Source organism: Halomonas sp. AOP12-B1-6 (assembly GCF_052379225.1).
Taxonomy (GTDB): domain Bacteria; phylum Pseudomonadota; class Gammaproteobacteria; order Pseudomonadales; family Halomonadaceae; genus Vreelandella; species Vreelandella casei.
On the sequence record NZ_JBQSYK010000001.1, the window covers coordinates 1,112,421 to 1,137,742 of the forward strand.

26 protein-coding genes are annotated in these 25,322 nt (G+C 55.9%); 9 read left to right on the forward strand and 17 right to left on the reverse strand.

The genetic code is table 11. The features are described 5' to 3' along the window. Positions 1 to 152: 152 nt before the first annotated feature. The 3 genes from rpmG to radC all read right to left on the reverse strand — a co-directional run bounded on the left by rpmG (position 153) and on the right by radC (position 1,566). Entirely contained in the window at positions 153 to 308 is a 156-nt protein-coding gene (gene rpmG, locus ACT3TR_RS04980) for a 50S ribosomal protein L33 (RefSeq protein WP_096282193.1), read from the reverse strand. A gap of 51 nt (positions 309 to 359) precedes the next feature. Next, complete coding sequence (gene rpmB, locus ACT3TR_RS04985) at positions 360 to 596, reverse strand: 50S ribosomal protein L28 (protein WP_096282194.1); 237 nt, start codon at positions 594 to 596, stop codon at positions 360 to 362. Positions 597 to 891: 295 nt separating this feature from the next. Continuing rightward, on the reverse strand, positions 892 to 1,566 hold the full coding sequence (radC, locus tag ACT3TR_RS04990) for a RadC family protein (protein ID WP_096282195.1): 675 nt from the start codon (positions 1,564 to 1,566) through the stop codon (positions 892 to 894). Positions 1,567 to 1,756: 190 nt separating this feature from the next. On the opposite strand from radC, the gene coaBC reads away from it, so the two are divergent. From coaBC to slmA, 5 genes are all read left to right on the forward strand, one after another. Further along, positions 1,757 to 3,076 (forward strand): bifunctional phosphopantothenoylcysteine decarboxylase/phosphopantothenate--cysteine ligase CoaBC, encoded by a 1,320-nt coding sequence (gene coaBC / locus ACT3TR_RS04995; RefSeq protein ID WP_096282196.1) that lies wholly within the window; start codon positions 1,757 to 1,759, stop codon positions 3,074 to 3,076. Then, positions 3,073 to 3,531, forward strand: a complete 459-nt coding sequence (gene dut, locus ACT3TR_RS05000) for a dUTP diphosphatase (RefSeq protein WP_096282197.1) — start codon at positions 3,073 to 3,075, stop codon at positions 3,529 to 3,531. The genes coaBC and dut overlap by 4 nt, the downstream gene beginning before the upstream one ends. 57 nt (positions 3,532 to 3,588) lie before the next feature. After that, complete coding sequence (locus ACT3TR_RS05005; protein WP_096282198.1) at positions 3,589 to 4,983, forward strand: phosphomannomutase/phosphoglucomutase; 1,395 nt, start codon at positions 3,589 to 3,591, stop codon at positions 4,981 to 4,983. Between the two features lie 96 nt (positions 4,984 to 5,079). Further along, complete coding sequence (argB, locus tag ACT3TR_RS05010) at positions 5,080 to 5,979, forward strand: acetylglutamate kinase (protein WP_096282199.1); 900 nt, start codon at positions 5,080 to 5,082, stop codon at positions 5,977 to 5,979. Between the two features lie 19 nt (positions 5,980 to 5,998). Beyond that, on the forward strand, positions 5,999 to 6,607 hold the full coding sequence (slmA, locus tag ACT3TR_RS05015) for a nucleoid occlusion factor SlmA (protein WP_096282200.1): 609 nt from the start codon (positions 5,999 to 6,001) through the stop codon (positions 6,605 to 6,607). Positions 6,608 to 6,743: 136 nt separating this feature from the next. On the opposite strand, the gene rpoH is transcribed toward slmA, so the two are convergent. The 4 genes from rpoH to ftsY all read right to left on the reverse strand — a co-directional run bounded on the left by rpoH (position 6,744) and on the right by ftsY (position 10,728). Beyond that, positions 6,744 to 7,613: an RNA polymerase sigma factor RpoH gene (gene rpoH / locus ACT3TR_RS05020; protein ID WP_096282201.1), complete on the reverse strand. Its 870-nt coding sequence runs from the start codon at positions 7,611 to 7,613 to the stop codon at positions 6,744 to 6,746. Between the two features lie 114 nt (positions 7,614 to 7,727). Continuing rightward, on the reverse strand, positions 7,728 to 8,771 hold the full coding sequence (gene ftsX, locus ACT3TR_RS05025; RefSeq protein ID WP_096282202.1) for a permease-like cell division protein FtsX: 1,044 nt from the start codon (positions 8,769 to 8,771) through the stop codon (positions 7,728 to 7,730). Continuing rightward, on the reverse strand, positions 8,768 to 9,436 hold the full coding sequence (ftsE, locus tag ACT3TR_RS05030; RefSeq protein WP_096282203.1) for a cell division ATP-binding protein FtsE: 669 nt from the start codon (positions 9,434 to 9,436) through the stop codon (positions 8,768 to 8,770). The genes ftsX and ftsE overlap by 4 nt, the downstream gene beginning before the upstream one ends. Then, positions 9,433 to 10,728 (reverse strand): signal recognition particle-docking protein FtsY, encoded by a 1,296-nt coding sequence (gene ftsY, locus ACT3TR_RS05035; RefSeq protein WP_444624426.1) that lies wholly within the window; start codon positions 10,726 to 10,728, stop codon positions 9,433 to 9,435. Before ftsY ends, ftsE begins: the two co-directional genes overlap by 4 nt. Positions 10,729 to 10,818: 90 nt before the next feature. Here ftsY and rsmD point away from each other — a divergent pair, with 90 nt between their 5' ends. Beyond that, on the forward strand, positions 10,819 to 11,427 hold the full coding sequence (rsmD, locus tag ACT3TR_RS05040; RefSeq protein ID WP_096276026.1) for a 16S rRNA (guanine(966)-N(2))-methyltransferase RsmD: 609 nt from the start codon (positions 10,819 to 10,821) through the stop codon (positions 11,425 to 11,427). Positions 11,428 to 11,565: 138 nt separating this feature from the next. Beyond that, complete coding sequence (gene zapB / locus ACT3TR_RS05045; protein ID WP_096276028.1) at positions 11,566 to 11,760, forward strand: cell division protein ZapB; 195 nt, start codon at positions 11,566 to 11,568, stop codon at positions 11,758 to 11,760. Positions 11,761 to 11,779: 19 nt separating this feature from the next. Here zapB and ACT3TR_RS05050 read toward each other — a convergent pair whose 3' ends face one another. From ACT3TR_RS05050 to ACT3TR_RS05085, 8 genes are all read right to left on the reverse strand, one after another. Beyond that, positions 11,780 to 12,232, reverse strand: coding sequence for a GNAT family N-acetyltransferase (locus ACT3TR_RS05050; RefSeq protein ID WP_096276030.1), 453 nt, complete (start codon positions 12,230 to 12,232; stop codon positions 11,780 to 11,782). Next, a complete protein-coding gene (locus tag ACT3TR_RS05055; protein ID WP_096276032.1) occupies positions 12,222 to 13,091 on the reverse strand; it encodes a hypothetical protein in 870 nt (289 codons plus the stop codon). Before ACT3TR_RS05055 ends, ACT3TR_RS05050 begins: the two co-directional genes overlap by 11 nt. Continuing rightward, complete coding sequence (locus ACT3TR_RS05060; protein ID WP_096276035.1) at positions 13,088 to 13,396, reverse strand: BolA family protein; 309 nt, start codon at positions 13,394 to 13,396, stop codon at positions 13,088 to 13,090. Before ACT3TR_RS05060 ends, ACT3TR_RS05055 begins: the two co-directional genes overlap by 4 nt. 42 nt (positions 13,397 to 13,438) lie before the next feature. Continuing rightward, positions 13,439 to 14,842, reverse strand: coding sequence for an MFS transporter (locus ACT3TR_RS05065; protein ID WP_096276037.1), 1,404 nt, complete (start codon positions 14,840 to 14,842; stop codon positions 13,439 to 13,441). A gap of 246 nt (positions 14,843 to 15,088) precedes the next feature. After that, positions 15,089 to 15,469 (reverse strand): hypothetical protein, encoded by a 381-nt coding sequence (locus ACT3TR_RS05070; RefSeq protein WP_096276039.1) that lies wholly within the window; start codon positions 15,467 to 15,469, stop codon positions 15,089 to 15,091. 84 nt (positions 15,470 to 15,553) lie between these two features. After that, complete coding sequence (lysS, locus tag ACT3TR_RS05075; protein ID WP_096276041.1) at positions 15,554 to 17,092, reverse strand: lysine--tRNA ligase; 1,539 nt, start codon at positions 17,090 to 17,092, stop codon at positions 15,554 to 15,556. Between the two features lie 34 nt (positions 17,093 to 17,126). Beyond that, a protein-coding gene (prfB, locus tag ACT3TR_RS05080) for a peptide chain release factor 2 (RefSeq protein WP_096276043.1) occupies positions 17,127 to 18,225 on the reverse strand; the annotation gives its coding sequence in 2 pieces (ribosomal slippage) (positions 17,127 to 18,149 and positions 18,151 to 18,225; 1,098 coding nt in all). Positions 18,226 to 18,390: 165 nt separating this feature from the next. Then, positions 18,391 to 19,770, reverse strand: a complete 1,380-nt coding sequence (locus ACT3TR_RS05085) for an OmpP1/FadL family transporter (RefSeq protein WP_096276045.1) — start codon at positions 19,768 to 19,770, stop codon at positions 18,391 to 18,393. A gap of 279 nt (positions 19,771 to 20,049) precedes the next feature. On the opposite strand from ACT3TR_RS05085, the gene ACT3TR_RS05090 reads away from it, so the two are divergent. After that, positions 20,050 to 20,478 carry a MerR family transcriptional regulator gene (locus ACT3TR_RS05090; RefSeq protein WP_096276047.1) on the forward strand — a complete coding sequence of 143 codons (429 nt, stop codon included), beginning with the start codon at positions 20,050 to 20,052 and terminating at the stop codon, positions 20,476 to 20,478. After that, positions 20,475 to 22,760, forward strand: coding sequence for a heavy metal translocating P-type ATPase (locus tag ACT3TR_RS05095; protein ID WP_444624425.1), 2,286 nt, complete (start codon positions 20,475 to 20,477; stop codon positions 22,758 to 22,760). The genes ACT3TR_RS05090 and ACT3TR_RS05095 overlap by 4 nt, the downstream gene beginning before the upstream one ends. 60 nt (positions 22,761 to 22,820) lie before the next feature. Here the strand turns inward: ACT3TR_RS05095 and ACT3TR_RS05100 are convergent, their stop codons facing one another. Both ACT3TR_RS05100 and ACT3TR_RS05105 read right to left on the reverse strand, forming a co-directional pair. After that, complete coding sequence (locus ACT3TR_RS05100; protein ID WP_096276049.1) at positions 22,821 to 23,450, reverse strand: YitT family protein; 630 nt, start codon at positions 23,448 to 23,450, stop codon at positions 22,821 to 22,823. A 53-nt stretch (positions 23,451 to 23,503) separates the two neighbouring features. After that, positions 23,504 to 25,315 carry a single-stranded-DNA-specific exonuclease RecJ gene (locus tag ACT3TR_RS05105; protein ID WP_444624769.1) on the reverse strand — a complete coding sequence of 604 codons (1,812 nt, stop codon included), beginning with the start codon at positions 25,313 to 25,315 and terminating at the stop codon, positions 23,504 to 23,506. Positions 25,316 to 25,322 lie beyond the last annotated feature (7 nt).

The following is a 25,322-nucleotide window of genomic DNA, read 5'->3' on the forward strand; positions in this document are numbered from 1 at the left end:
GGACACTGTACCGGCCTATTGATGACAGCCTTGTGAAAGTGGCAAAGAGACGCATGTAACATGAAAGACATGCATGCAAAAACCCGGCTTGGGGCCGGGTTTTTGAACAGGCGCTAGCCTGCAGTGAAAGCCGATCTTCATCGCAACAGCGATTACTTGATCTTAGCTTCCTTGTACATAACGTGCTTACGGACGACCGGATCGAATTTTTTGAATTCGAACTTGTCCGGCGTGTTCCGCTTGTTTTTATCAGTGGTGTAGAAGTGGCCTGTACCGGCACTAGACACCAACTTGATTTTATCGCGCATGGTTTAATCCTTCCAAAATGCTTGGTCCGAAACGCTTGGCCAAAAGCTGGCTTAGATAGCGTCGCCGCGCTTACGAATACCAACCAAAACTGCGTCGATACCGTTTTTATCAATAATGCGCATTCCTTTGGTAGAAACGCGCAGCTTGACGAAGCGGTTTTCAGACTCAACCCAAAAACGATGGGTGTGCAGGTTTGGCAAGAAACGACGACGTGTCTTACGCATTGAGTGTGAAACGTTATTTCCAGTTACCGGACGCTTACCGGTAACCTGACATACTTTGGACATGAGAGCCTCTCAACTGCTTGGCCAGGATATAATAACCTGAGTGTTCAAAACTGTCGGGCAAACCGGAGCAAGGAAGGCGTCGACGCGGTTAACCGGCCAAGCTTTATCCAAATCCGTTATTCAACCCAAGTTTAAAGGTGGCACTTTATACCAGAGCACCTGACTAGCAGCAAGCTAAACCGACCCAAAAGGCTAAAAAACAGCCTTTTTGCTCACAAAACTTAGCAAAACAAGGATGGCGCCATGTTCTACACCGCGAATCTCTTAGCGGCTAAGAACGATGCACCAATTGAGCTTATAGCCAGCCACGCTCGGCAAAAGAGACCACGTCTCCATCCCCCACCACGAAATGATCCAGCACGCGCACGTCAAACAGTGCGAGAGCGTCTTTTAAACGTTCCGTAATACGTCGGTCAGCATCGCTTGGCTCTGCCACGCCAGAGGGGTGGTTGTGAGCCAGGATAACGGCGCCAGCGCTAAGTTCTAACGCGCGCTTGGCAACTTCGCGGGGGTAAACAGATGCGCTGTCTAGGGTACCGCGAAACAGCGATTCATAGCGAATAATTCGGTGCTGAGTATCTAAAAAAAGCACCGCAAATTCTTCATGCCCTAAATGGCGCAGCTGTGAACTCAAATAGTGACGTACCAAGGCAGGTGACGTTAGCGCATTGCCGCGTGCCAACTGACTGGCCAAATGACGTCGCGACAACTCAAGCGTCGCCTGAAGCTGGGCATACTTAGCACTGCCCAATCCATGCGCGGCGCAAAAGCTTGCCTGATTAGCCTCTAGCAGGGGCCGCAAGCCGCCAAAGCTGCTGAGCAGGTCTCGCGCTAAATCAACCGCCGAGCGGCCTTGCACGCCAACGCGCAGGAAAATCGCCAGTAGCTCTGCATCTGAAAGCGCCTGAGCGCCGTTATTTAATAGTTTTTCTCGGGGCCGCTCACCTTCCGGCCAATGATTGATTCCCATGACACCTTCCTGCCTTCATCTCTTTTGTGCTTATTGATATCCGCCTTATTGAGAATAGTCGCCCACAGACAAGCCTCATTAAAACTAGCCCGGATAATGCTAGCTTAACCTTGTTTACCCCTAGCATGCCAAATCGCGATGCCAATGGTATGGTAAGCCTCCTCACGAACGCTGACGTGGATCACTGCTCATGGCTTCTGGTACTTCAATAAGCGCGCCTGACAAGGCGTCGACGCTCACGGGAAAGCGTGTGCTACTAGGGGTTAGCGCGGGTATCGCGGCCTATAAAAGCGCCCTTTTGGTGCGCTTGCTTAAGCAAGCAGGCTGCGAGGTACGCGTGGTGATGACCAGCGGGGCACAGGCGTTTATTACGCCACTAACGCTGCAGGCGCTTTCTGGCGAGCCGGTGCGCACGTCCTTGCTCGACCCTGAGGCCGAAGCGGGCATGGGGCATATTGAGCTAGCGCGCTGGGCAGATGTCGTGCTGATTGCACCGGCCACCGCCGACTTGATCGCACGTCTAGTACACGGCATGGCCGACGACCTGCTCACTACGCTGTGTTTAGCGTCTGATGCGCCTAAACTCATTGCCCCGGCGATGAACCAAGCCATGTGGCGCCATCCCGCCACACAGCGCAACGTAGCGCAGTTGGAAAACGACAAATGGCAACTGATAGGCCCCGCTGCCGGCGACCAAGCCTGTGGCGATGTCGGTCCTGGCCGCATGAGCGAGCCTGACGCGATTTTTAGCGCGATTGTCGACCTATTTATGGCATCTCCCGCCACGCCACGCCCTGCAGCGAGTGCTCCTCATATTGTTATTACGGCGGGCCCTACCCGTGAGCCGCTCGACCCCGTGCGCTACCTCTCCAATCACAGCTCGGGGAAAATGGGCTTCGCGCTGGCCGCTGCGGCGGCGCTTGAAGGCGCCAACGTGACGCTAATCAGCGGTCCAGTTGAGCTACCCACACCAAAAGGCGTCACGCGTATTGACGTAGAGTCTGCCGAACAGATGCACGCCGAGACTCAGCGGCTAGCGCCCCGCGCCGCGCTGTTTATTGGCTGTGCCGCCGTCGCCGACTATCGCGCCGCGGCCCCCGCCGAGCACAAACTCAAAAAACAGGAAACGGGTGATACGCTTACCCTGACCCTGGTAAAAAACCCTGACATTATCGCCAGCGTCGCGGCACTGCCTGCTGAGCAGCGTCCGCTGGTGGTCGGCTTTGCTGCCGAAACCCAGGACATCGAGCGCTACGCACGTGACAAGCTGCAGCGCAAAGGGCTGGACATGATCGTCGCTAATGACGTCTCTTTAGCCGGCCTTGGCTTTGGCAGCGACCAGAACGCTGCTTGGCTCCTGTGGCGCACGCCTCAAGGCGTTGAAAGTCGATCAGAAGCGCCCCAGCCAAAAACACAGCTGGCTGGCACCATTATTCGTCAAGCGCTCGCCCTACTAGCGACACAAACAGCTGAAAAATCATCTAACACCGCTTCTGGAGACATCCTATGACCGCCCGACCTCGGCTACAGTGCAAACTGCTGGATGAGCGACTAAACGACTATTTGCCAACGTATGCCACCGAAGGCTCCGCAGGCATGGATCTTCGCGCCCTGCTAGATGAGCCGCTAACATTAGCCCCCGGCGAATGTCAGCTCGTACGCACAGGCATTGCCATCTATATTGAAGACCCTGCCCTTGCGGGCATGATTTTGCCGCGTTCGGGTCTGGGGCATAAGCACGGCATCGTACTGGGTAACTTGGTCGGCTTAATCGACTCTGATTATCAGGGTGAGCTGATGATTTCTGTCTGGAACCGTGGCCAAAGCGCGTTTACGCTCGCGCCCTTTGAGCGTCTGGCACAGTATGTGCTTGTGCCTGTTGTACAGGCCGAACTCTCTCTTGTGGACGCTTTTGAAGATTCTTCACGCGGCAGCGCAGGATTTGGCAGCACCGGCAGTCAGTAGCCTTTGGCGGATAACGCCGCGATGAGCAACGCATGTTGCGTTTAGCTAGGAAGCCTTATGGATGCACAAACCGTACCCGCTTCGATTTTTCGCGCCTACGACATTCGCGGCATTGTTGACGACACGCTGACAGAAAGCACGGTCGAGATGATTGGCCGCGCTGTGGGCTCCGAGGCGGCCGCACGCGGTGAGTCCACGGTGGTGGTGGCACGCGACGGGCGTCTTTCCGGCGCGCGGCTGCAAGCGGCCTTAATGCGCGGTCTAAACGCTGCAGGGCGCAACGTCATCGACATTGGCATGGTGCCCACCCCGGTGCTTTACTTTGCTACGCATCTGCTAGAGGGTACCCAGTCGGGCGTCATGGTGACCGGCAGCCACAATCCGCCAGATTATAATGGCTTTAAAATTGTGCTGGGCGGCGAAACGCTTTCCGGCGATGCCATCACTGCCCTGTTCGAGCGCATCCAGTCGGGCGAGCTAGTAGAGGGCCAAGGCAGCATCACTCAGCAAGATATTCGCGAAACGTACTTAGCGCGTATTTTAGGCGATGTTCGCCTCAGCAGGCCGCTAAAAGCCGTTGTCGACTGCGGCAACGGCGTCGCCGGAGAGCTGGGGCCACAGCTGCTGTCGCGCCTAGGCGTGGAGACGATTCCATTGTTTGCTGAGATCGACGGCAACTTTCCCAATCACCATCCGGACCCTGGCAAGCCGGAGAACATGCAAGATCTGATACGCAAGGTTCACGAAACCAGCGCTGATATTGGCCTTGCCTTCGATGGTGACGGCGATCGTCTAGGCGTTGTGACGCCTCACGGCCAGCTAGTTTTTCCCGATCATCTACTGATGCTATTTGCCACCGACATGCTCACTCGCCAGCCCGGCGCCAAGGTCATTTTTGACATTAAGTCCACGGGCAACCTGGTGAAAGTAATCAGCGAAGCAGGCGGCGAACCGGAAATGTGGCGCACCGGGCACTCGCTGATCAAGGCGCGCATGAAAGCAACGGGTGCCCAGCTGGCAGGTGAAATGAGCGGGCATATTTTTTTCCAAGAACGCTGGTATGGTTTTGACGATGGCCTTTATGCCGCCGCCCGACTGGTTGAGATTTTAGCTAACCAATCTGACGACGCTGATACGCTCTTCGCACAATTCCCCCAGGACGTGAGCACCCCGGAAATTAATATTGCGGTGACCGACGCTAACAAATTTTCTATCGTGGATAAGCTTGCTCGCGAGGGCGACTTCGGCGAAGGTATCAAAACCACGCTGGACGGCATTCGCGTCGACTATGCCGATGGCTGGGGGCTGTGTCGAGCCTCTAACACCACGCCTGCACTGGTGATGCGCTTTGAAGGCAAAGACGATGCCGCCCTAGCGCGCGTCAAAACTGTTTTTAACACCGCGTTATTACGCGCCGCGCCAGAGCTTAAGCTCGCCATTGAAGAAAGCTAGGCGCCGAAGGGATCGTGTGCACCAAGAAAGCACGGCCCTTATCACTGCATCAGCACAAATGTGATCAGCATAACAACGTTCGCAAGGGACAACATAATGAGTTCAGCCAGTAGCGACCCCCAGGTCGTTGTGGAAGTGCTTTCTGAAGCACTTCCCTATATCCAACAGTTTTCCGGCAAAACCGTCGTGGTCAAATACGGCGGCAATGCGATGACTGAAAGCACCCTGATAGACTCCTTTGCACGCGATATCGTGTTAATGAAGGAAGTCGGTATCAATCCAGTGGTGGTGCACGGTGGCGGCCCGCAAATTGGCGACCTGCTAAAAAAGCTCAACATTGAGTCACGCTTTGTGAACGGCATGCGCGTCACCGACTCGCAAACCATGGACGTCGTTGAGATGGTTCTAGGCGGCCTGGTCAATAAAAGCATCGTCAATCTCATCAACCAGAGCGGCGGCAAGGCGATAGGCTTAACGGGTAAAGACGGCGCACAAATTCGTGCCCGCCAGCTCAAAGTTGAGCACCAAAGCCCCGAAATGACCGCGCCTGAAATTATCGACATTGGTCACGTAGGGGAAGTCGAGTCGATCTCAACCGAGCTAATCGAGATGCTCGCGGCTCGCGACTTTATTCCGGTGATTGCCCCCATCGGCGTTGATGCAAAAGGCCACAGCTACAACATTAATGCCGACTTAGTGGCCGGCAAGATTGCCGAAGCTCTTAATGCCGAAAAATTAATGCTGCTCACCAATGTGGCCGGCTTAATGAATGCCGAAGGCGAAGTACTTACTGGATTAACCACTTTCCAGGTAGATGCCCTAATCGCCGATGGCACGATTTATGGCGGCATGCTGCCCAAAATCCGCTGCGCTCTTGATGCCGTTAAAGGCGGTGTGAACAGCGCACACATTATTGATGGCCGCGTCCCCCACGCAGTGTTGCTAGAAATCTTCACCAATGCTGGGGTAGGCACTCAAATAATGGACGCGTACTAACCGCGACGGAGGGCACTTTATGAGTGATGACCAAAAGCCTCGCCGTCGCGAGCAAATTCTTCAGGCGCTGGCATTGATGCTTGAAGAGGACAGCGGAAAACGCATTACCACGGCGGCCCTGGCGCGCCAGGTGGGAGTATCCGAAGCGGCACTCTATCGCCACTTTCCTAGCAAAGCGCGCATGTTTGAGGGGCTGATCGACTTTATTGAAGAGAGTATTTTTGCCCGGATTACGCGCATTTTAGAAGACGTACCCGATGCCACCACGCGCTGCGGCACCATCCTTGCGCTGCTACTAGGCTTTGCTGAAAAGAACCCTGGCCTTGCTCGCGTGATGGGGGGCGACGTGCTTACTGGCGAAACCGCTCGGCTGCGCCAGCGCGTCAATCAGCTGTTTGAGCGCCTAGAGACGCAGCTAAAGCAGATCCTCCGCGAGGCAGAACTTCGCGAAGGGCTGCGGCCCACCATTCCGGCCCCGGCCGCCGCTAACCTGCTAACAGCCCAGGCAGAGGGACGCATTTCGCAGTACGTGCGCAGTGACTTTAAACGCCTGCCGACCGAGCACTGGGAAGATCAGTGGTCATTGTTGTCGGCTCACTTGCTACGCGCCGTCGCACTCCCTGCCTAAGCCAACGGGACGCGGGCTCTTGCCCCATAAAGCTTACCCATAAAAAACGGCCCTGCTTTTAAAGAGGGCCGGTTTTTTGTATTACACATACCATACTGCAACTTACGGTATTTAAACTTACGTTAGTTAAACCTAGCTATGCAGCAATGGAATCTTCACCCATTTTCAAGCGCAGCTTTTTCATGGCATTTTTTTCAAGCTGACGAATACGCTCTGCACTCACGCCGTAAACGTCGGCCAAATCATGCAGCGTTTCTTTATTTTCGGCTAACCAGCGGCGCTGCAAGATATCTCGCGAGCGATCGTCCAGCCCTTCCAACGCCAGTTGCAAACGACGCGTGGAGTCTTCTTCGAAATTGCTGTCTTCCAGCTGTGTTGCCGGGTCTGACGCAGCATCATCTAAAAAATGCACCGGCGCTTGATAAGCGCTGTCGTCATCGTCGCTCGGCGAGCCGTCAAACCCAGCGTCGTAAGAAGAAAGGCGGCCTTCCATATCGCGAACAATTTCAGGCTTAACGTCGAGATCTTTAGCAATAGCGGCGACTTCGTCGTTGTTCAACCATGCTAGGCGCTTCTTAGCGCTGCGCAAATTGAAAAACAGCTTACGCTGAGCCTTCGTCGTGGCGATTTTCACAATGCGCCAGTTACGCAGTACAAATTCGTGTATTTCAGCTTTGATCCAGTGCACCGCAAAAGAAACCAGCCGAACGCCGTGGTTGGGATCAAAACGCTTGACGGCTTTCATCAAGCCAACGTTACCTTCTTGAATTAGATCCGCTTGCGGCAACCCATAACCTGAATAACTGCGGGCAATGTGCACAACAAAGCGCAAATGCGACATAACTAAACGCCGAGCGGCTTCTAAATCGCCTTCATCGTGCAAACGATAGGCAAGCTCGCGCTCTTCATCGGCCGTTAATACCGAAATACCATTGACCGCGCGGATATAACCGCCCAGATCGCCGCCGGGTGAAAGCTGCCCCACCGGTAGAAGACTAGTGCTCATGTGCAGGTGGTCTCCCCTGTAAACCATCGTGGTTGACGTAGCACGCCTTAATTAACTTATACATTCAGACCCGATTGTGTGGATAAGGTTCAAAGCCTTTGCCACCCAACGGCATCATCTTGGACGAATACTTGAGAGATGGCGAGTCACCGCCAGCCAAGCGCCCAACCAGCCTAGTAGTGTACTGCAAGATAGCAGAATTGTAGAGCCTGTCACATCAAGTTGAGGCAAGGAGAAGCTCGCGCCGTAGCTTGCGGCCAGTGCCGCCACCGGCAGTGATAGCCAATGATTGCCCACGCCGAGTAGCCCCAGTGCTAACAGGCCGCCACCGACACCGTACCAAGCGCCACTATATAAAAATGGCCGCCGAACAAAAGCATGAGTAGCGCCAATCAGCATGACAACTTCAATTTCTCGGCGGCGGCTTTCTACGGACAAGCGAATAGTATTGCCAACCACCAGCAGCACCCCTAAACCGAACAGCGCTCCTAGCGCCAGGGCAACGCGCCGGCCAAGCTCGGCTAAGTTTCTGAGCCGCTCGACCCAGGCTAAATCGACTCGCACCTCATCAACGCCCGAAAGCGCTTCAAGCGTGTTAGCCAGCTGCTGCATGGCTGCAGGGTCAACGCTTTCTGGTCGCACTACGATGCTAATCGGCAGCGGATTATCGTCCAGGCCAGCCAGCGCATCATCAAGCCCCAGCGCCTGCTGAAATTCCACCATACCCTGGTCCGCGCTGATCAACTGTGTCTCAAGCACACTCCCCTCAGCATTGACGGCTTCTTCAATCCGCAGAGCCTGTGCGTCATCAGCGGCCAACTCTAGATACATCGTTAGCGTTGCGCTCTCATCAAGCTCCGCATCTAGCAGGCGCGCACTATCTAACGTTAGCCAGAGAGCGGCCGGCAGCACCAGCGCAATAGCAATGGCCAGCATTGTTAGTAGATTGCCAACCGGGTAGCGCACCAAGCGATAGAAGCTGTCTCCTGCCATGCTGCGGTGGTGACGACCCCAGGCCCGCAGGCGGCTTGAAAAGCGCGCCTGATGCGACCTGGCGCCTCGCTGCGAAAGTTTATTATCAGGTGCTTTGGCGGGCGACCTGCGCGGCGTTTTTAACGCCGCTCCTTGGCGGCGCCTGGGAGTAGCCGATGGCTTCATAGCGCCCCCTCGTCGCCCACGAGACGACCGTCACTCAAGCGCAGAATACGATGACGCAGTCGTGCAATCAGAGCGAGGTCGTGGCTAGCAATCATGACAGTGGTGCCGATGCGATTAAAATCCTCGAACAGCCCCATGATATCCGCCGAAAGCTGAGGGTCTAAGTTACCCGTTGGCTCGTCCGCCAGCAGCAGCGCGGGCTTATTGACCACGGCGCGAGCAATGCCCACCCGCTGCTGCTCACCGCCAGACAGCTCTATCGGCAGCGCTTTCTCACGGTGTAATAACCCCACCTTATCTAGCGCCGCACGCACTCGACGAGCGGTTTCGCGGGATTCAATCCCTTGGATATCCAGCGGCAGCGAGACGTTGTGAAAAATACTGCGGTCAAAGAGCAGCTGGTGGTCCTGAAAGACGACGCCAATTTGGCGGCGATAAAACGGCACCTGGCTGGCATGCAGCTGGGCAATATCGTGACCGGCCACTATGACACGCCCGCGACTGGGCTTTTCAAGACGCATGATTAAGCGCAACAGTGAACTCTTACCCGCGCCGGAATGGCCGGTAAGAAATACCATTTCACCTCGACCGACACGAAAATTGAGGTGCGCTAGCGCTTCAAAACGGCCGCCATAGCGCTTTCCCACATGCTCAAAAGCGATCATGCGTTGACATCATCCTCTTGACGGTCAAACAGCGCATGCACAAAATCACTGGCCTCAAAGGGGCGAAGATCATCAATGCCCTCCCCCACGCCAATAAAGCGAATCGGCGTTCCTAGCTGCTTAGCCAGCGCGAAAATAATGCCACCCTTGGCGGTGCCATCCAGCTTGGTCAAGGTGATACCGCTGATAGGCACGGCATCGTTAAAGGTACTGGCCTGAGAAATAGCGTTTTGCCCGGTTCCCGCATCGAGTACTAGCATCACCTCATGAGGGGCGCTGGTATCTAGTTTCTGCATCACCCGGTGGACTTTTTTCAGCTCTTCCATCAGGTGGCTTTTGTTATGTAGCCGGCCGGCGGTGTCGGCAATCAGCACATCGACACCGCGTGCTTTGGCAGCAGCTACCGCGTCATAAATAACCGAAGCACTATCGGCACCGGTATGCTGGGCAATCACCGGCACGCGGTTACGGTCGCCCCATACTTTGAGCTGTTCAACGGCGGCGGCGCGGAAGGTATCGCCAGCCGCCAACATGACGCTTTTACCTTCACGCTGAAAACGCTGAGTCAGCTTACCTATAGTGGTCGTTTTACCCACGCCGTTAACGCCGACGACTAAAATAACAAACGGCCCGTTGCCCTCTTGATTGCGCGAGCGTTTTTCAATCACAAGAGGTTTGGCGACCGGCTCCAGCATAGTGGTCAGCTCTTCTTGCAAACCACGGTAGAGTGCTTCGGGATTATTGAGTTCTTTGCGCGAGACGCGCGCTTCCAGGCGCCCAATGATCTCTGTCGTTGCTTCAATGCCGACATCGGCCAGCAACAGCTGCGTTTCTAAGTCTTCTAATAGCTCGTCATCGATCTGTTTTTTACCTAAAAACAGATCGGCGATGCCGTCGGTCAAATTAGCGCGGGTTTTGCCCAGGCCTGATTTAATCCGCGCAAACCAGCCTTTTTTGTCACTTTTTTCCGCCCCTGGCTTTTCCTGCAAAACAGCAGGGGGAGCGATTGGCTCTGGCTCTGGCTCTGGCTCTGGCTCTGGCTCTGGCTCTGGCTCTGGCTCTGGCTCTGGCTCTGGCTCTGGCTCTGGCTCTGGCTCTGGCTCTGGCTCTGGCTCTGGCTCTGGCAAAGTATCCGGTGCTTGCGGGGCCTCTTCAACAGGCTCAGGAGGAAGTTCGGGCTCAATTTCCACCTCATCAGCCTGCTCTTGGGTCTGCTCTTTTAACCGCTGCTCTTCTTCTTGAGGCGTCTGCTGTGGATCTTGCTTATTTTTACGCTTAAAAAAACCAAACATGAGTGCTACCCGACAAAAATAGTGAACATTAAGGTTATGCTAACACCGTAACCCAAGACTTTGGATAACTAGCCCGCTACAATCCGCTTCATGACACGACAACGCTCCTCACGTTCACCCACTTCTCGCCGCGCACCTGCTCAGCAGGTTGGCAAGCTGCGCATTATTGGCGGAGAATTTCGCCGCCGCCAGCTACCGGTGTTAGACAGCCCTGGCCTGCGCCCAACCCCAGACCGCGTGCGTGAAACGTTGTTCAACTGGCTAGGCCAACAGTTTTACGGCCAAGCGGTGTTGGATCTGTTCGCAGGCACCGGCGCACTGGGTATTGAAGCGCTGTCACGCGGCGCTGCGTGTGTCGACTTTGTCGAGCGCGACCCGCGCGTATCTGCGCAGCTGTCGGCGAATCTTACCCTGCTTAATATTACCGCAAGCGCAGTACATGTTAACGATGTGCAGGCGTATCTAACGCGAGCGGCAAAGCCGTATTCGCTGGCATTTCTAGACCCGCCCTTTCACCAGCAGTTAGCCGCAGCGTGCTGCCACGCGCTAGAAAACGGTGGCTGGCTAGCCAGTGAGGCAATGATTTACCTCGAAACCGAGACGTCGCTGGCGCCGGACGTGCCTATTAACTGGCAGTTACACCGCGAAACCCAGGCCGGCGAAAGCACCGCACGGCTTTACCAACGTCAATTGCCGTAAACAGCGCTTGCCGCCACGCGGCAGCGGCGTTACGCTCGCCTCATTCGTCCCTATTAGCAAGCACGGCGCTTGTTTCTGGGTACTTATTTTTTGTTAGTTACTTTTTTTGGTGCTCGTTTTTACTCTATGGAGACATGCATGAGCCTGGAACTATTTAATCAGCTTGAACAGAAAGTCACCGATACCGTTGACGCTCTAGAAATGATGAAAATGGAAAATGAAGAGCTGCGCAGTGAAAATGCCAAGTTCAAAGAAGAGCGTGAAGAATGGGAGCGTCGTCTCAACAGCCTGTTAAGCAAATTCGACAGCCAAGATAACGCCAGCGCGTCCTAAACGGCGCATTGGCACGCGACTAAAGCACTCGAGACAGCAATAGCGCGTCCTCACGCCCGGCGGGGCCCTCAACCGCTGGGCAGCTTGGATAGTAGCCCTTTCGTCGCCCGTCTTCGCTAAACCCGCTGCGCTGATAGAGCCGGATAGCGCTAAGATTGCCAACGCGAACTTCCAGCAACAGCCGCTCGCTAGACCATCCTTGAGCTGTCGTTAAGACGGCGCCCATTAGCGCGTCACCTGCGCCCTGTCGACGACACACCGGCAATACGCCTATCGCCTGTAGCTCAGCGTCAAACAGCAGTTGCACCACAATGGCATAGCCTACTAGCGCCTTCTGATGCCATAGGCCCAACACACAGGTTTGCTGACAGCTAAGCGCGGCCTGCAGCTGTGAAGCGCTAATGCCGCTTCGCGCCTGATCCTCCAGCGCGGTGAGTAATGCTAAATCGTCGACCCTCAACTCAGTGATCATCAGCCGCCTGAGGAGTGTCCGCAGGGCTAACCGATGCCCATTGCTGGCCCAACAGCTGAAGCTCAGGCCAAAGATCACGCTTATTGTTCGTATTGTCGAGCAGTGAAGCCAGCGCAGGCCCCTGCCATACCGGCAGCGAAAGCGTATGGCTCTGCCCATCGGCCACGTTTAAGACGCGATCCAAGGTGCCTTGATCGGCGCCTAGCGCTCCCCACCATAGTAGCTGCTCTAATTGCCATCCTTGACGATTTACGCGGCCGGCGACAAAGGCCGCCAAGCCTTCACGGGCTTCATCCAGAGGGTCTTCAACGGCAAAGGCGTTGGTCATCTGCGGCCAAGTAAAGTGCGTGATACTTGGCGCGACGCTGGGCTGAATACCCGCCGCATAGAGTAGATTGATCAATAGCTGCTGCTCTGAGGTGCTCATTTCACCTGCGTGCAGCACCAGCCAACGCCCGTCAACACACAGGCAGGAAAGTGAAAATGCGAGCGGCTTAGCGGGCGCTGCATCAGGCGCAGCAACAGCCTCTGCGGGCTGAGAATCTGGCAGCGCTGCTGGAACCGGCGGTTCGCCCGCGTGCTTGGCTTGCCCGGGTTGATCGTTGGTCAGCAGAGCGCGAATCGCGGAGGGCGAAGCGGTTACATCGCCTGGCACTGATAACTCGGGCGCCGCTCGCCTTGGCGCCGGGGCATCATCCAACAACGCCTGCAGGCGCTCACGAGGCGGCGTCGGAGCGGGCGCAGACTCCTCCCACTCACAGGCCTCGGTGGGCAGTGCATTCGGTAGCTGATATTTAGCGGCCCAGGCCGTAATGCCCATAGCATCAAGGTAGTGCCGCCGAATAACTTCTTGTGTCACTTTTCGCCGCCATGGCAGTTCGGTGAGTTCGGACGTTCGCCGCCCCGGGCCTGCCACTCGCTGGCGGTATAAAGATGTAATGCCAGCGCGTGAACCGGGCCAGAAAGCTCATCAGCCAACAGCGCATAGATCTGCTGATGGCGCTTCACCGGCATCATGCCGCTGAAAAGTTCGCTAACCAGCGTCACCTTGAAATGAGTTTCAGAGTTAGCGGGCACGTTGTGCATGTGGCTTTCGTTCTCAACCTGCAGCACGTCAGGCGCTAATGCCGTTAACTTCTGCTCAATTTGTGTCTGCAGCGTCATGTCATTTCTCCTAGAGATCAGAAACCGTTTTATTGTACCCGCTTAGTGACCCGCCGACGATGCCCGACGGGCGTGTAACGCGCGGCGAGCCAGCGGCATACGTGCCACGCTTGCCAGTAATGCCAGCAGCGTCGTTGCGGCCCCTAGCCATAGCGTTACCTGAACCGGCCAACCCAGCGCCAGCGCAGCCCCCACTATCGCCACGCCAAATGACTGGCCAACGGTACGCGTCGTGCTCATCACGCCTGACACATTCGAGCTGCGCTCTAATGGCAGGCTGCCCATCATTTCGCGATTATTGGGCGGCTGGAACAGTCCAAACCCTATCCCACATAGCGCGGTGCGCCACAGGCTGCCCGCCACTCCGGTTGATTCATCCACTAATGCCAGTGCAATCAGGCCAACAATTAATAGTCCTAGCCCCGTGCTCGACAGCACGCTGGGGTTAATCCGGTCCGCTAAACGCCCTGCAATCGGCCCCACCAACATGATGGCAAGCGGCCAAGGCGTGAATAGCCATGCGGTTTCCAGCGGCGTAAACCCCATCTGTTCTTGGTAGAAAAAAGACAGCGCTACAAACGTCAGCCCTTGGCCAATAAACGCTAGCCCAGAGGCCGACACCGCTAGCGTAAAGCGCATCTCAGAAAAGACGCTAAGCGGCAGCAGCGGGTAAGGTGCGCGGCGCTGACGAATAATAAATCCGCCGCAAGCCAGCACTGCCAGCAGCGCCCAGCCAGCGCTTTGCCAAATCGGCACGGCGTGGCCTACGGCGTCCATGGCGATAAATAGACTGGCCAGCATCACCATGGAAAGCAGCGCGCCGGCCACATCAAAGCTGCCTTTACGCGGCTTTTCGCGGGGCAGCGCGCGGCTCGCTAGCCAGAAAGAGCACATGCCCAGCGGAACATTTAATGCAAACAGCCAAGGCCAGTCGGCGAAAGATAAAATCACTCCGCTCAGCGTAGGCCCCGCGGCGTAGCCACCCGCGACCACTAACGCGCTGAGGCCAAGCGCACTGCCGAGCAAGCGCGAAGGAAAAATCGCCCGATAGAGCGATGGGCCTATCGACAATGTCGCCGCGGCGCCTAGCCCCTGGCAGGCACGAAAAACAAGCAGCGTTTCCAAATTACGCGACAGCGCCGCCCCTAACGAGGCCGCAACAAAGATCCCTATTCCGAATAGATACAGCCGGCGGCGAGTAACTAGCTCACTAATGCCTGCAAAGACGAGCAGAAAAGCGGCGCAGACTACCTGAAAAAGATTGGTAATCCACACCGCACGCGAAGCGGGCACATCTAAATCGGCGGCAATGGTCGGCAGCGCCAAGTTAATCATCGTGGTATCGACCACCGCCATTAAGGTACCGGTGACCAGCGCCAGCACCGCCAGAGCGCGCTCAGGGCCTGGCAGGCCATCGTCTCCGGGACGGCTTTCAAACAATCGCATAGCGAAGTTCCTAGAGGAGCGTTCCTTAACGAAACGGCTAAAACAACACAGTTTTTAGAATCATAGTTTTTAGAAACACAGCATGTAGAAACACAGCATTTAGAAGCACAGTATTTAGAAACAAAGAAACCGGCCTTAGCCGGTTTCAAAGTGCGCCAATGCTAGGCTCTGCCTCAAACGTCGGCGAGTAAGGATTAGGCCTAGCGCAGCGCGTTTTAAAGCGCCTATACCGTTCGAATGCTACGCCTACTCACTATCTAACAGCAGCGCGTCATCTACTTCTGATATTTCAAGCGCGGTTTCATCATCAAGATCAATCGCTAGATAGCTGTGCTCGACGCGCACAAATTCTTGAAACAGCGCCCAATCGAGTTTATCCGGCCACTGTCCCTCATCCTCTTCCCACGCGCGCAGCTCCGTTTCGAGAATGTCCACGTAGCGGTCGCGCACAAACGTTTCCAGCGCTTCCGGCGTATCCATCTCAGGAATCAGGTAAATGGTACTTTCACGTTCGACGTCGTCCAAGGTCAGGTCGTCGTCTCCCATGGTGGGTTCCAGCGCGTTGATCCAGTCCACAAAGGGCTGGGTCGGCCTGACGCTCAATGCGGAGCGGTTAAGCAGTTTCATGGGATTCTCCTCGCCGTCGAAACGTTGACCATTATGGGCGCTATAACGCGCCCTTACCAACTTTTCATCCGCTATAGAATTTGTTTAGTCCACTTCAGGGCGCATTGCAGGGAACAGCAGCACGTCACGGATAGAGGGACTGTCGGTAAATAGCATGACGAGACGGTCGATACCAATGCCCTCGCCTGCGGTAGGCGGCATACCATACTCCAACGCGCGGATGTAATCGGCGTCGTAATACATTGCCTCCAAGTCACCTGCGTCTTTTTCCGCTGACTGGGCGCGGAAACGCTCGGCCTGGTCTTCGGCGTCGTTGAGCTCCGAAAATCCGTTGGCGATTTCTCGGCCACCAACAAAGAACTCAAAACGATCGGTAACGAAAGGGTTAGCATCATTACGCCGCGCCAGCGGGCTGACTTCAGCCGGATACTCGATAATAAACGTCGGCCGATCGAGTTTGTGCTCAGCGACTTCTTCAAAGATCTCTGTTTGCACCTTACCCAGGCCCCAGCTCTCTTTGACCTTGATACCGAGCTTCTCAGCAGCCGCTCGCGCAGCCTCTAGTGAATCTAAATCGCTGTCAGCAATGCCGTCGCCGTGATCCAAAATCGCCTGACGCAGCGTCAAACGATCAAACGGCTGCCCAAAATCATAGCTAGTGCCCTGATATTCAATCACCGCGCTGCCCAGCACTTCTTCGGCTGCCGTGCGCAACATCGCTTCGGTCATATCGATCAGGTCGCGATAATCCGCGTACGCCCAGTAGAATTCCACCATGGTGAATTCTGGATTGTGGCGCGTCGACAGACCTTCATTGCGAAAATTGCGGTTAATCTCGAAGACTTTTTCAAAACCGCCCACCACTAAGCGTTTGAGATAAAGCTCCGGCGCAATACGCAGATACATGTCGATATCCAGCGCATTATGGTGCGTGATGAAAGGACGCGCTGCGGCACCGCCAGGAATCGGCTGCAGCATGGGCGTTTCTACTTCCATAAAGCCGCGCGTTTCAAAGAAGCGACGCATGGAGCTGATCACCGCGGCACGGGTTTCAAACACCTTACGCGACTGCGGATTCATAATCAGATCCACATAGCGCTGGCGGTAGCGGGCCTCCATATCAGTCAAGCCGTGAAACTTATCTGGCAGCGGACGCAGGCTCTTCGTCAGTAGCTGGGCCTCTTTCATCATGACGTACAAATCGCCCTTACCGGACTTGTGCACGGGCCCGCGAGCGGCCACGATGTCACCAATATCCCAGCTTTTAATATCGTCTAGCACATCAGCGGGCAGGCCTTTTTTATCCACATACAGCTGGATTTGTCCGGCCACGTCCTGAATAACGATAAACGGCCCGCGCTGACGCATGACTCGCCCCGCCACCGAGGCGTGATGATCAAGCCCCTCAAGATCCGCCTTTTCTTTATCGCCCAGCTTATTTTGCAGCTCGACGGTTAAGCTATCGCGGCGAAAATCATTTGGAAACGCACTCTTACCCTGCTCGGCGGCCAGTTCACGACGCGCGGCAAGCTTGGCCCGGCGCTCGGCGATCAGATGATTTTCCTGGTGTTCAGAGCCATGTGTTTCAGAGCCATGCTGCTCAGACGCGTCTTGGTTAGCCATGTGGCACCCTGTTGATAATCAAACCGTTAAAAAATTACAAACCCTGCTTGAGACTAGCGACGATAAACTGATCAATATCCCCGTCGAGCACCTTATCGCAGTTGCTGGACTGCACGCTGGTACGCAAATCTTTGATGCGCTGATCGTCAAGCACGTAAGAGCGAATCTGGCTACCCCAGCCGATATCCGCTTTTGAATCCTCGGCTTCCTGCTTGGCTGCATTGCGCTTTTGCATTTCGTGTTCCCACAGCCGTGCTTTCAGCTGCTTCATAGCAAAGTCGCGGTTAGCGTGCTGGCTACGCTGCCCTTGGCAGGCCACGACGATGCCGGTTGGCTCGTGAGTGATCCGTACCGCAGAATCGGTGGTGTTAACGTGCTGCCCGCCGGCGCCGCTAGAGCGATAGGTATCAACGCGCAGATCCGAGGGATTAATCTCAACCTCGAAGCTGTCGTCAATTTCCGGCGATAAAAAGACCGATGCAAAGGAAGTATGCCGGCGGCCGCCTGAGTCGAACGGGCTTTTGCGCACTAAACGATGCACGCCAGTTTCTGTACGCAGCCAGCCAAACGCATAATCGCCCTGGATATGTACCGTTGCCGACTTAATACCGGCCACTTCACCGGCAGAAATTTCGCTGATATCGGCTTTAAAGCCGTGGCTTTCCGCCCAGCGCAGGTACATGCGCAGCAAAATATTCGCCCAGTCCTGCGCTTCGGTGCCGCCAGAGCCAGACTGAATATCCAGATAGGCGTTATTTTGATCCATATCACCAGAAAACATGCGCCGGAACTCAAGCTTTTCAAGCGCAGCCTGCAGGCTGTCTAGCTCTTTGCGCACTTCATCAACCGTGCCTTCGTCGTCCTCCATTTCAGCCAACTCTAGCAGGTCTCGGCTATCGCCTAAGCCCTGGTCGAGATCATCAATGGTGGCCACAATGGCCTCAAGAGAGGCGCGCTCTTTGCCCAGTTTCTGCGCATAGGCCGGATCGTTCCAGACATTGGGGTCTTCCAGTTCGCGGGTGACCTCTTCTAGCCGATCTTGCTTTTCGGCATAGTCAAAGATACCCCCTAAGAACGTCTGTCCGCTCAGACAGGTCCTTGATCTGGTTATGAATCGGGTTGGTTTCCAACATGGGATTGCCCTAGCGTGGTCTGCATCGGATCGTACAGAGGTGTATCGATCAGAAAAGCGCATAGTGTAACGAAAGCCGACCCGCCCCGCATCCAATGGCCAGCGTCAGGGCAATAAAAAACCCGGCGTGCGCCGGGTTTCGATAAGGCTTAGCCTTCTCTGTGGCTTAAAAGCGATAGGTCAGCTGAGCGCCAAAGCCATGGGCTTCGTTTTTGTAGTCTGCCGAATAATTCGCTCCACCGATGGCCGCGCCCCCCGTGGCAGCGCTGGCTAGCAGGTCATTACGCTCCTGCTCTACAAACGTGCCGCGCTCGGTCAGGTAAGAATATGCAAAGTCTAGCGTCATATCAGGCGTTGGGCTCCAACCGGCCCCCAGCGAGAAGATGCGCCGATCATCCGAAGGAATACGCACGCTGCGATCTTCATCATTGGTCGGCGTAAAGTCCAGCGACACCCCTGCACGCAACGCCAAGGTAGGCGTTAGCTGATATTCACCGCCGGTGGCAAATGCCCATGCGTTTGAATAATTTTGTGGCTCTTGAGTGATTTGGTCGCCCTGACTGCCTCTGACCAAAATCTCATCAAATTGACTCCAGCGCACCCATGAAGCGCCAAACATCAACTTAAGACGATCCGTCATCTGCTGCGTCAGCGAGAGGTTAACCGTCTCAGGCGTGGTTAGATTGAGGCTTGCTGAATCAGCACGCACCACGTTACCCATAGGATCGGTCGCACTAAAACTGCCTTCCAAGTTGTAATCTACTTTTGAGCGGTAAGTCAGACCCAGCGTCGTTTCAGCTACCGGGCGATAAATAACGCCTAAGTTATAACCCCACGCCTCGTCGTCACCCTCAACGCGCGAATCGATATCGCCAGCGGCATCAAAAGCGGGGCTTGAGGGCAACTGGCGGCGCAGCTCGCCTTCTACCCGGTTATAAGTAACACCAGCGCCGACCGCCCATTGATCGTTAAAGCGATAAGACACCGTCGGCTGGGCACTGACTACCGTCACTTCGGTGTAATCACCAAAGTAGCGGCCTTGGAAGTCATCTTCATACTCGGTTTTAGAGCCAAACGGCGCGTACACCCCAAACCCAAACGCTAGCTGATCAGTAACGGGCTGTGCATAGAAGGCAAAGGGAATGAAAGTACCCGGCACCATATCGCCATCGTTACCGCCGGGAATACTCCCCAGAGGAATTTGATTGCCATTAGGCGCACCGCCGAGGGCAACGCCGGAGTCGATATTACGGGTAGCCTCCACATTTGAAAGATCCGTATTTACATTTAAATAGGTTCCACCCACGGTGATTTGGGCACGATCTAAAAATGACATGCCCGCCGGGTTGCCATAAACAATAGAGGCATCGTTGATGTTAGAACTGCGCCCAGCATGGCCGTAACCCTGCCCGCTTACGCTCTGTTCGTTGATTTGATACCCGCCCGCGTGGGCTTGGCTGGCGAAGGCGGCTGTGATGGCAGCAGCCAGGGTGAGCTTATTAAATTTATTGCTCTTAACTTTATTATTCTTAAATGTATTGTTCATAGCGAGCCTCTCTTCCCAATGATCCGATGGATACAGACGATCCAACTTCGTTATTTTTTACATGACTGTTTTCTCGCAACTACGCTAAAGGATCAAGAGTAAACGAGCGTTTTATTTCATTTTTCGCTTATACATTAGTCGTACGATCGTTTTAAATCAGTGTTTTAGTTATTTTCACTCATTCACTAAGCCTAGCTTGACCTGTGGGTTACCCATAGGTTTTACACTTAAAAGCATGATGCAATCCAACGATTCGCTTATTAGATGAGGGAGACGGCCATGAAAGTGAATGAGCTTGCCAAACGTGGCGGCGTCACCGCAGAGACCGTGCGCCATTACGCCCGCGAGCAGCTGCTGGCCCCGCAGCGCCACCCGGATAACGGCTATCAGCTGTTTTCAGATACCGACTTAGAGCGGCTGCGCTTTATTCAGCGGGCGCGCAAGCTAGGTTTTAGCGTCGCTGAAATCCGCGACATACTTTCCCACGCCGACCAGGGCGACTCCCCCTGCCCGCTGGTGCGTGATCTGCTCACCAGCCGCCTACCTCTCATTCGCGCCCGCATTGCTGAACTGGAAGCGCTGGCCGAGCGCATGGAGCATGCCCTCGTGAGCTGGCAAAACATGCCCGACGGCACGCCTGACGGACACAGCGTATGCCGCTTGATTGAAAGCTTTCCAGCGCCAGCGTCTAGCCAGGAGACACCATGAGCAACTCGTTGAGCGTCATCCGCGATGCTACCGGCAATGCCCAGCACACGGTGAAAAAGCAGCGTTTAGCGATCAGCGGCATGTCCTGTGCGGGCTGTGTAACAAGTGTTCAGAAAGCGCTTGAGCATACCGATGGCGTCGACACCGCCAGCGTGAATTTCGGCACCCACTCTGCGCAGGTAGTTGGCAGCGCGGAAAGCCAAGCATTAATCGCCGCCGTTGAAGCGGTGGGCTATAGCGCGGCACCTATTGTGGACATGGCTGACGCCGAGCGTACTCGCGCAGAGCAAGATGCCAAGACCTATCAGCAGCGGCTACGCGGCAGCGCTGCTTCGCTAGCCTTAGCGATTCCTCTCATGCTTAGCATGTTCTTTTTTCACCCTCACCCAGTGGGCATGGGGCGTCTTTATTGGCTAGTCGTTGGCCTGCTCACGCTAGCCGTCATGGCCTTTCCCGGGCGTCACTTCTTCGTCAATGCTTGGAAGAGCGTAAAACATCATCAGGCCAATATGGATACGCTGATTGCCATGGGAACTGGCACCGCCTGGCTTTACTCCATGGCAGTGGTGCTGCTCGCACCGTGGCTACCGGAGGTGGCTCAGGGTATCTATTTTGAAGCCTCTGCGATGGTGATCGGGCTGATTCTGCTCGGCAATGCCCTGGAACTACGCGCGCGCGGTCGTACCAGCAATGCTTTAAAGCGCCTACTCGATCTGCAAAGCCGCACGGCGCGGATTATCCGCGACGGCCAGGAGCAGGAGGTTGAGATTGATGATGTGCGCACAGGCGATCATATTCGGGTACGCCCCGGCGAACGCCTACCGGTAGACGGCCAGGTGACCGAAGGCCAAAGCCATATTGATGAGTCCATGCTTACTGGCGAACCGGTGCCGGTTGCCAAGCACGTTGGCGATGACGTCAGCGCTGGCACGGTGAATGGTCGTGGCGGGCTGGTGTATCAAGCAACGCGAGTAGGCGCCGACACTCGGCTTGGGCAGATTACCGAACAGGTGGCGAGTGCCCAGAACTCGCGCCCACCGATTGGCGAACTCGCCGATCAGGTCTCCAGCGTATTTGTCCCTTCGGTCATGATCATTGCCGTGCTCACGGCGCTGGTCTGGTTCAACCTGGGGCCGGCACCGCTGGTCATCCATATGCTGGTCACGGCGACCACCGTGCTAATCATTGCCTGCCCCTGCGCGCTGGGCCTGGCAACGCCCATCTCGACCATGATCGGCGTTGGCAAAGCGGCAGAGTACGGAGTACTGGTGCGCAACGGCGAAGCGCTGCAAACCGCCAGCAAGCTCACCACGCTAGTCGTCGATAAGACCGGCACGCTGACCCAAGGCAAGCCCAGCGTCACTGATGTACAGATGTTTGACACCGAGCAATCCACCGCACTGGGATGGGTGTTCGCACTGGAGCAAGGCTCCGAACATCCGCTGGCAACGGCGCTGATGTATTACGCCGAAGAACATAACGCTCCAACCGCTGAGATTGAGCATTTCGATAGTGTGACCGGGGGTGGCGTGAAGGCGCAAACTGCCGATGGCAAATCACTATTACTGGGCAATGCTCGCCTACTGACGGAAGCGGGGGTGGATCTCCATGCGGGTGAGGGCCAAGCCCGCACTCTGGAAGCGCAGGCCCGCACGCTGGTGTACTTAGCGATAGATGGCAAACTGGCCGCCCTGTTTGGTATTAGCGACCCTCTGCGTCGCGACACCGTGGCCGCCATCAAACGTCTACAAAAAGACGGCTTGACCATTGTGATGCTCACTGGTGATAACGAGCACACCGCCAAGGCAGTTGCTCAGGAAGTGGGTATTGACGAGTATCGTGCGGGTCTATTGCCTGAAGAAAAGCATGCCGAGATTGAGCGGCGGCAAAAGGCGGGAGAAATCGTTGGCATGGTGGGCGATGGCATTAATGATGCGCCCGCCTTGGCCCGGGCAAATGTAGGCTTTGCCATTGGTCAAGGCACCGACGTAGCGATTGAGAGTGCGGGCATAACGCTAATACGCGGCTCGCTACACGGAGTGGCGTCCGCCATTGAGATAAGCCGGGCAACGCTGCGTAATATCAAACAAAACCTGGTGGGCGCGTTTGGCTATAACCTGCTGTGTATTCCCATCGCCGCCGGCGTGCTCTACCCGCTCACCGGCACTTTGCTCTCGCCAATGATCGCCGGAGCAGCGATGTCGCTCTCTTCCATCACCGTGGTGAGTAACGCCAACCGTTTACGGCTATGGAAATCAGACAACCCGGAGATTGCCTCATGAGTATATTGGTTAACCTCGCAGGGCTGGGTGCCATCGCGCTGATTGTGTGGTGGTTCTGGCTCAGCTGACGCCGATATAGCGCCCTGGCTTATGATTCAAGGCGATAATCAGATTGAGCGTCAGCGCCCCCAGCACCGAGTAGCCCACGCGATCTAACGGTAGCTGTGTCAATGCAATCAGTAAAATGACGCCATCGATTGCCAGTTGAACATATCCTGCGCGCAGGCCGTGTTTATCCTGTAGATAAAGCGCCAAAATATTAATACCACCAAGACTGGTGCGGTGGCGAAATAGCATCAGCATGCCAATGCCCATTAACGCACCACCCATTAACGCAGCATAGAGCGAAGGCACGTTAGCAAACTGCACCCAGCCTTGGGTGAGTTCCGAAAACAGCGAGACCAAACCAATCGCAGCAAAGGTACGCAGCGTGAAACTCCAGCCCATACGCTTAACGGCCAAATAATAAAACGGCAGGTTAATGGCAAAAAAGTACACCCCAAAGCCCCAGCCGGTGACGCTACTGGTCATATAGCTCAGCAACAGCGCCAGACCCGCGGTGCTGCCCGTGAGAAGCACCGCATGGGTGTAGAAGGTGACGCCCAGCGCAACAAAAAACGTGCCCAGCAGCATCGCCATGAGATCTTCATAAGGACGATGCTGGTCTTTGGGTAAATCTTCCACGCGCATAAGGGGCGACCTTACTTGGAGGTTGTTGGGGGTTTACGAGTTTGTGGGACGGTTTAAATAGCGCTGGCGTGTTCGACCATCAATTGAAGTGATTCGCGGCCGCGCCAGCGGTTACGATTAAGCTTATAGGCGCAGTGCAGCGTATCCCCCACGCTGAAACCAGGCAGCTCACCGGGCGTTAAAGCACGAAACCAGATGGCTTTGCAGGTTACCGGACCGGTGGAAAGCTCCAGCATCAAATGCGAGCCCTCGGCACCGACCGGACGCAGCGCTTCGACAATAAAGCGCCCTTCAAACAGCGGAGGATCAAATTCACGCCCGTAGGGACCGAGCATTTCAATCTCTTTTAGCGTTGTCAGCGAAAGCTGTGCGATGGAAAGCTCACCGTCGGTCCATAAGCGCGGGTAAAGCGTTCGCCCTCCCAACTGCTCGTTGACTGCCTGCAAGAAAGCCGCCTTAAAAGCATCAAGCTGGCCCCGAGGCACGCCAACGCCCGCCGCGCCACTATGACCACCAAAGCGCGGCAGCGCCTCGGGAGCAAGCTCATAAGTACGCTGCAGGGCATCGCGCAGATGCAGCCCATCGATTGAGCGACCAGAGCCGGTGAGCATGCCGGGGGTCGCGGCCTGGGTAAGCACCAATGCCGGGCGCCCGTAGGCCTGCACTAATCGCGAGGCAACGATGCCCTGCACACCAGGGTGACCATCTTCCAGCAGCACTATGACGGCAGGCTCGTCAGCGGACAGTGCACTCACCGCGAGGGTGCGCGCTTCGGCAGCCATATCCGCCTCAATGGCCTTGCGCGACTGGTTATCCTGATCCAACACGTCGAGCTGACGATTGGCAACGGCATCACTTTCAGCAAGCATAAAATGCAGCGCCGCGTAGGGATCATCAAGCCGCGAACGCGCGTTGATACGCGGCCCCATCTGAAACGCCAGTGTCTCGGCATTAAACGGCACGCTGTCAGCGCCTAAGCGCGTGGCCATAGCGCGCCAGCAGGCCGCATCCATACGATTAATCAGTGTTAAGCCCTGGCTGACCACTGCGCGGTTAGCGGGGCTGCCGCCCAGCGAGACGCAGTCAGCTACAGTGCCTAGCGCCACGTAGGAAAGCCAGGGCGAAAGCTTGGGCGTCGATTCTGGCAGCGCGCCCCACTCGATCAATACGCCGCGTGCAAGCGACATCAGCAGCCATGCCACCATACACCCGGCAATCGTTTTGTCGGGATAGTCACAGTCATTGCGGGTCGGATTTACACAGGCATAGGCCGACGAGGGCGGGCCCTCCACCGGCAGCGCGTGGTGGTCGCTGACCACTACGTCGATACCCGCTGCTTTGAGGCGTGCAATACGCGGCTCATCGGAGCTACCGCAGTCGGCAGTGATCACCAGCGTTGGAAAAGGCTTAAGTGCGAGCGTGCGTTCCACCAGCGGCAGACTAATGCCGTAGCCGTCGTTAATACGATGGCCAATCAAACTGTGCAATTTGCCTTCCGGCACGCCGAATAGCTCCACTAGCGTGCGCCGAATCACCACGTGCGACGTGATTCCGTCGACGTCGTAATCGGTAAGAATGCCAATGGCCTCGCCTTCGGCGACCGCCTGGGCGATGCGTTCGGCGGCGCGGCGGCCGTCGACAAGCTTCTCAGGGTGAGCCAAATACCGCAGGCTGGGTGTGATTAACGGCGCAAGCTCACCGCTATAGCCCGGCAAGCGTGAGGCTAGCAAGCGCGCCTGTAGCTCACTTAGGCCCTCTGCTTGCGCGCGAGCGTAGAGCGCCTCGTCCAGTGGACGAGGCTCCAAGCGCGGCCTGGTTGTACTAGGGGGCAGCGCGTCGTTAGACAACTCATTCACGGCGTTCATTAACGGT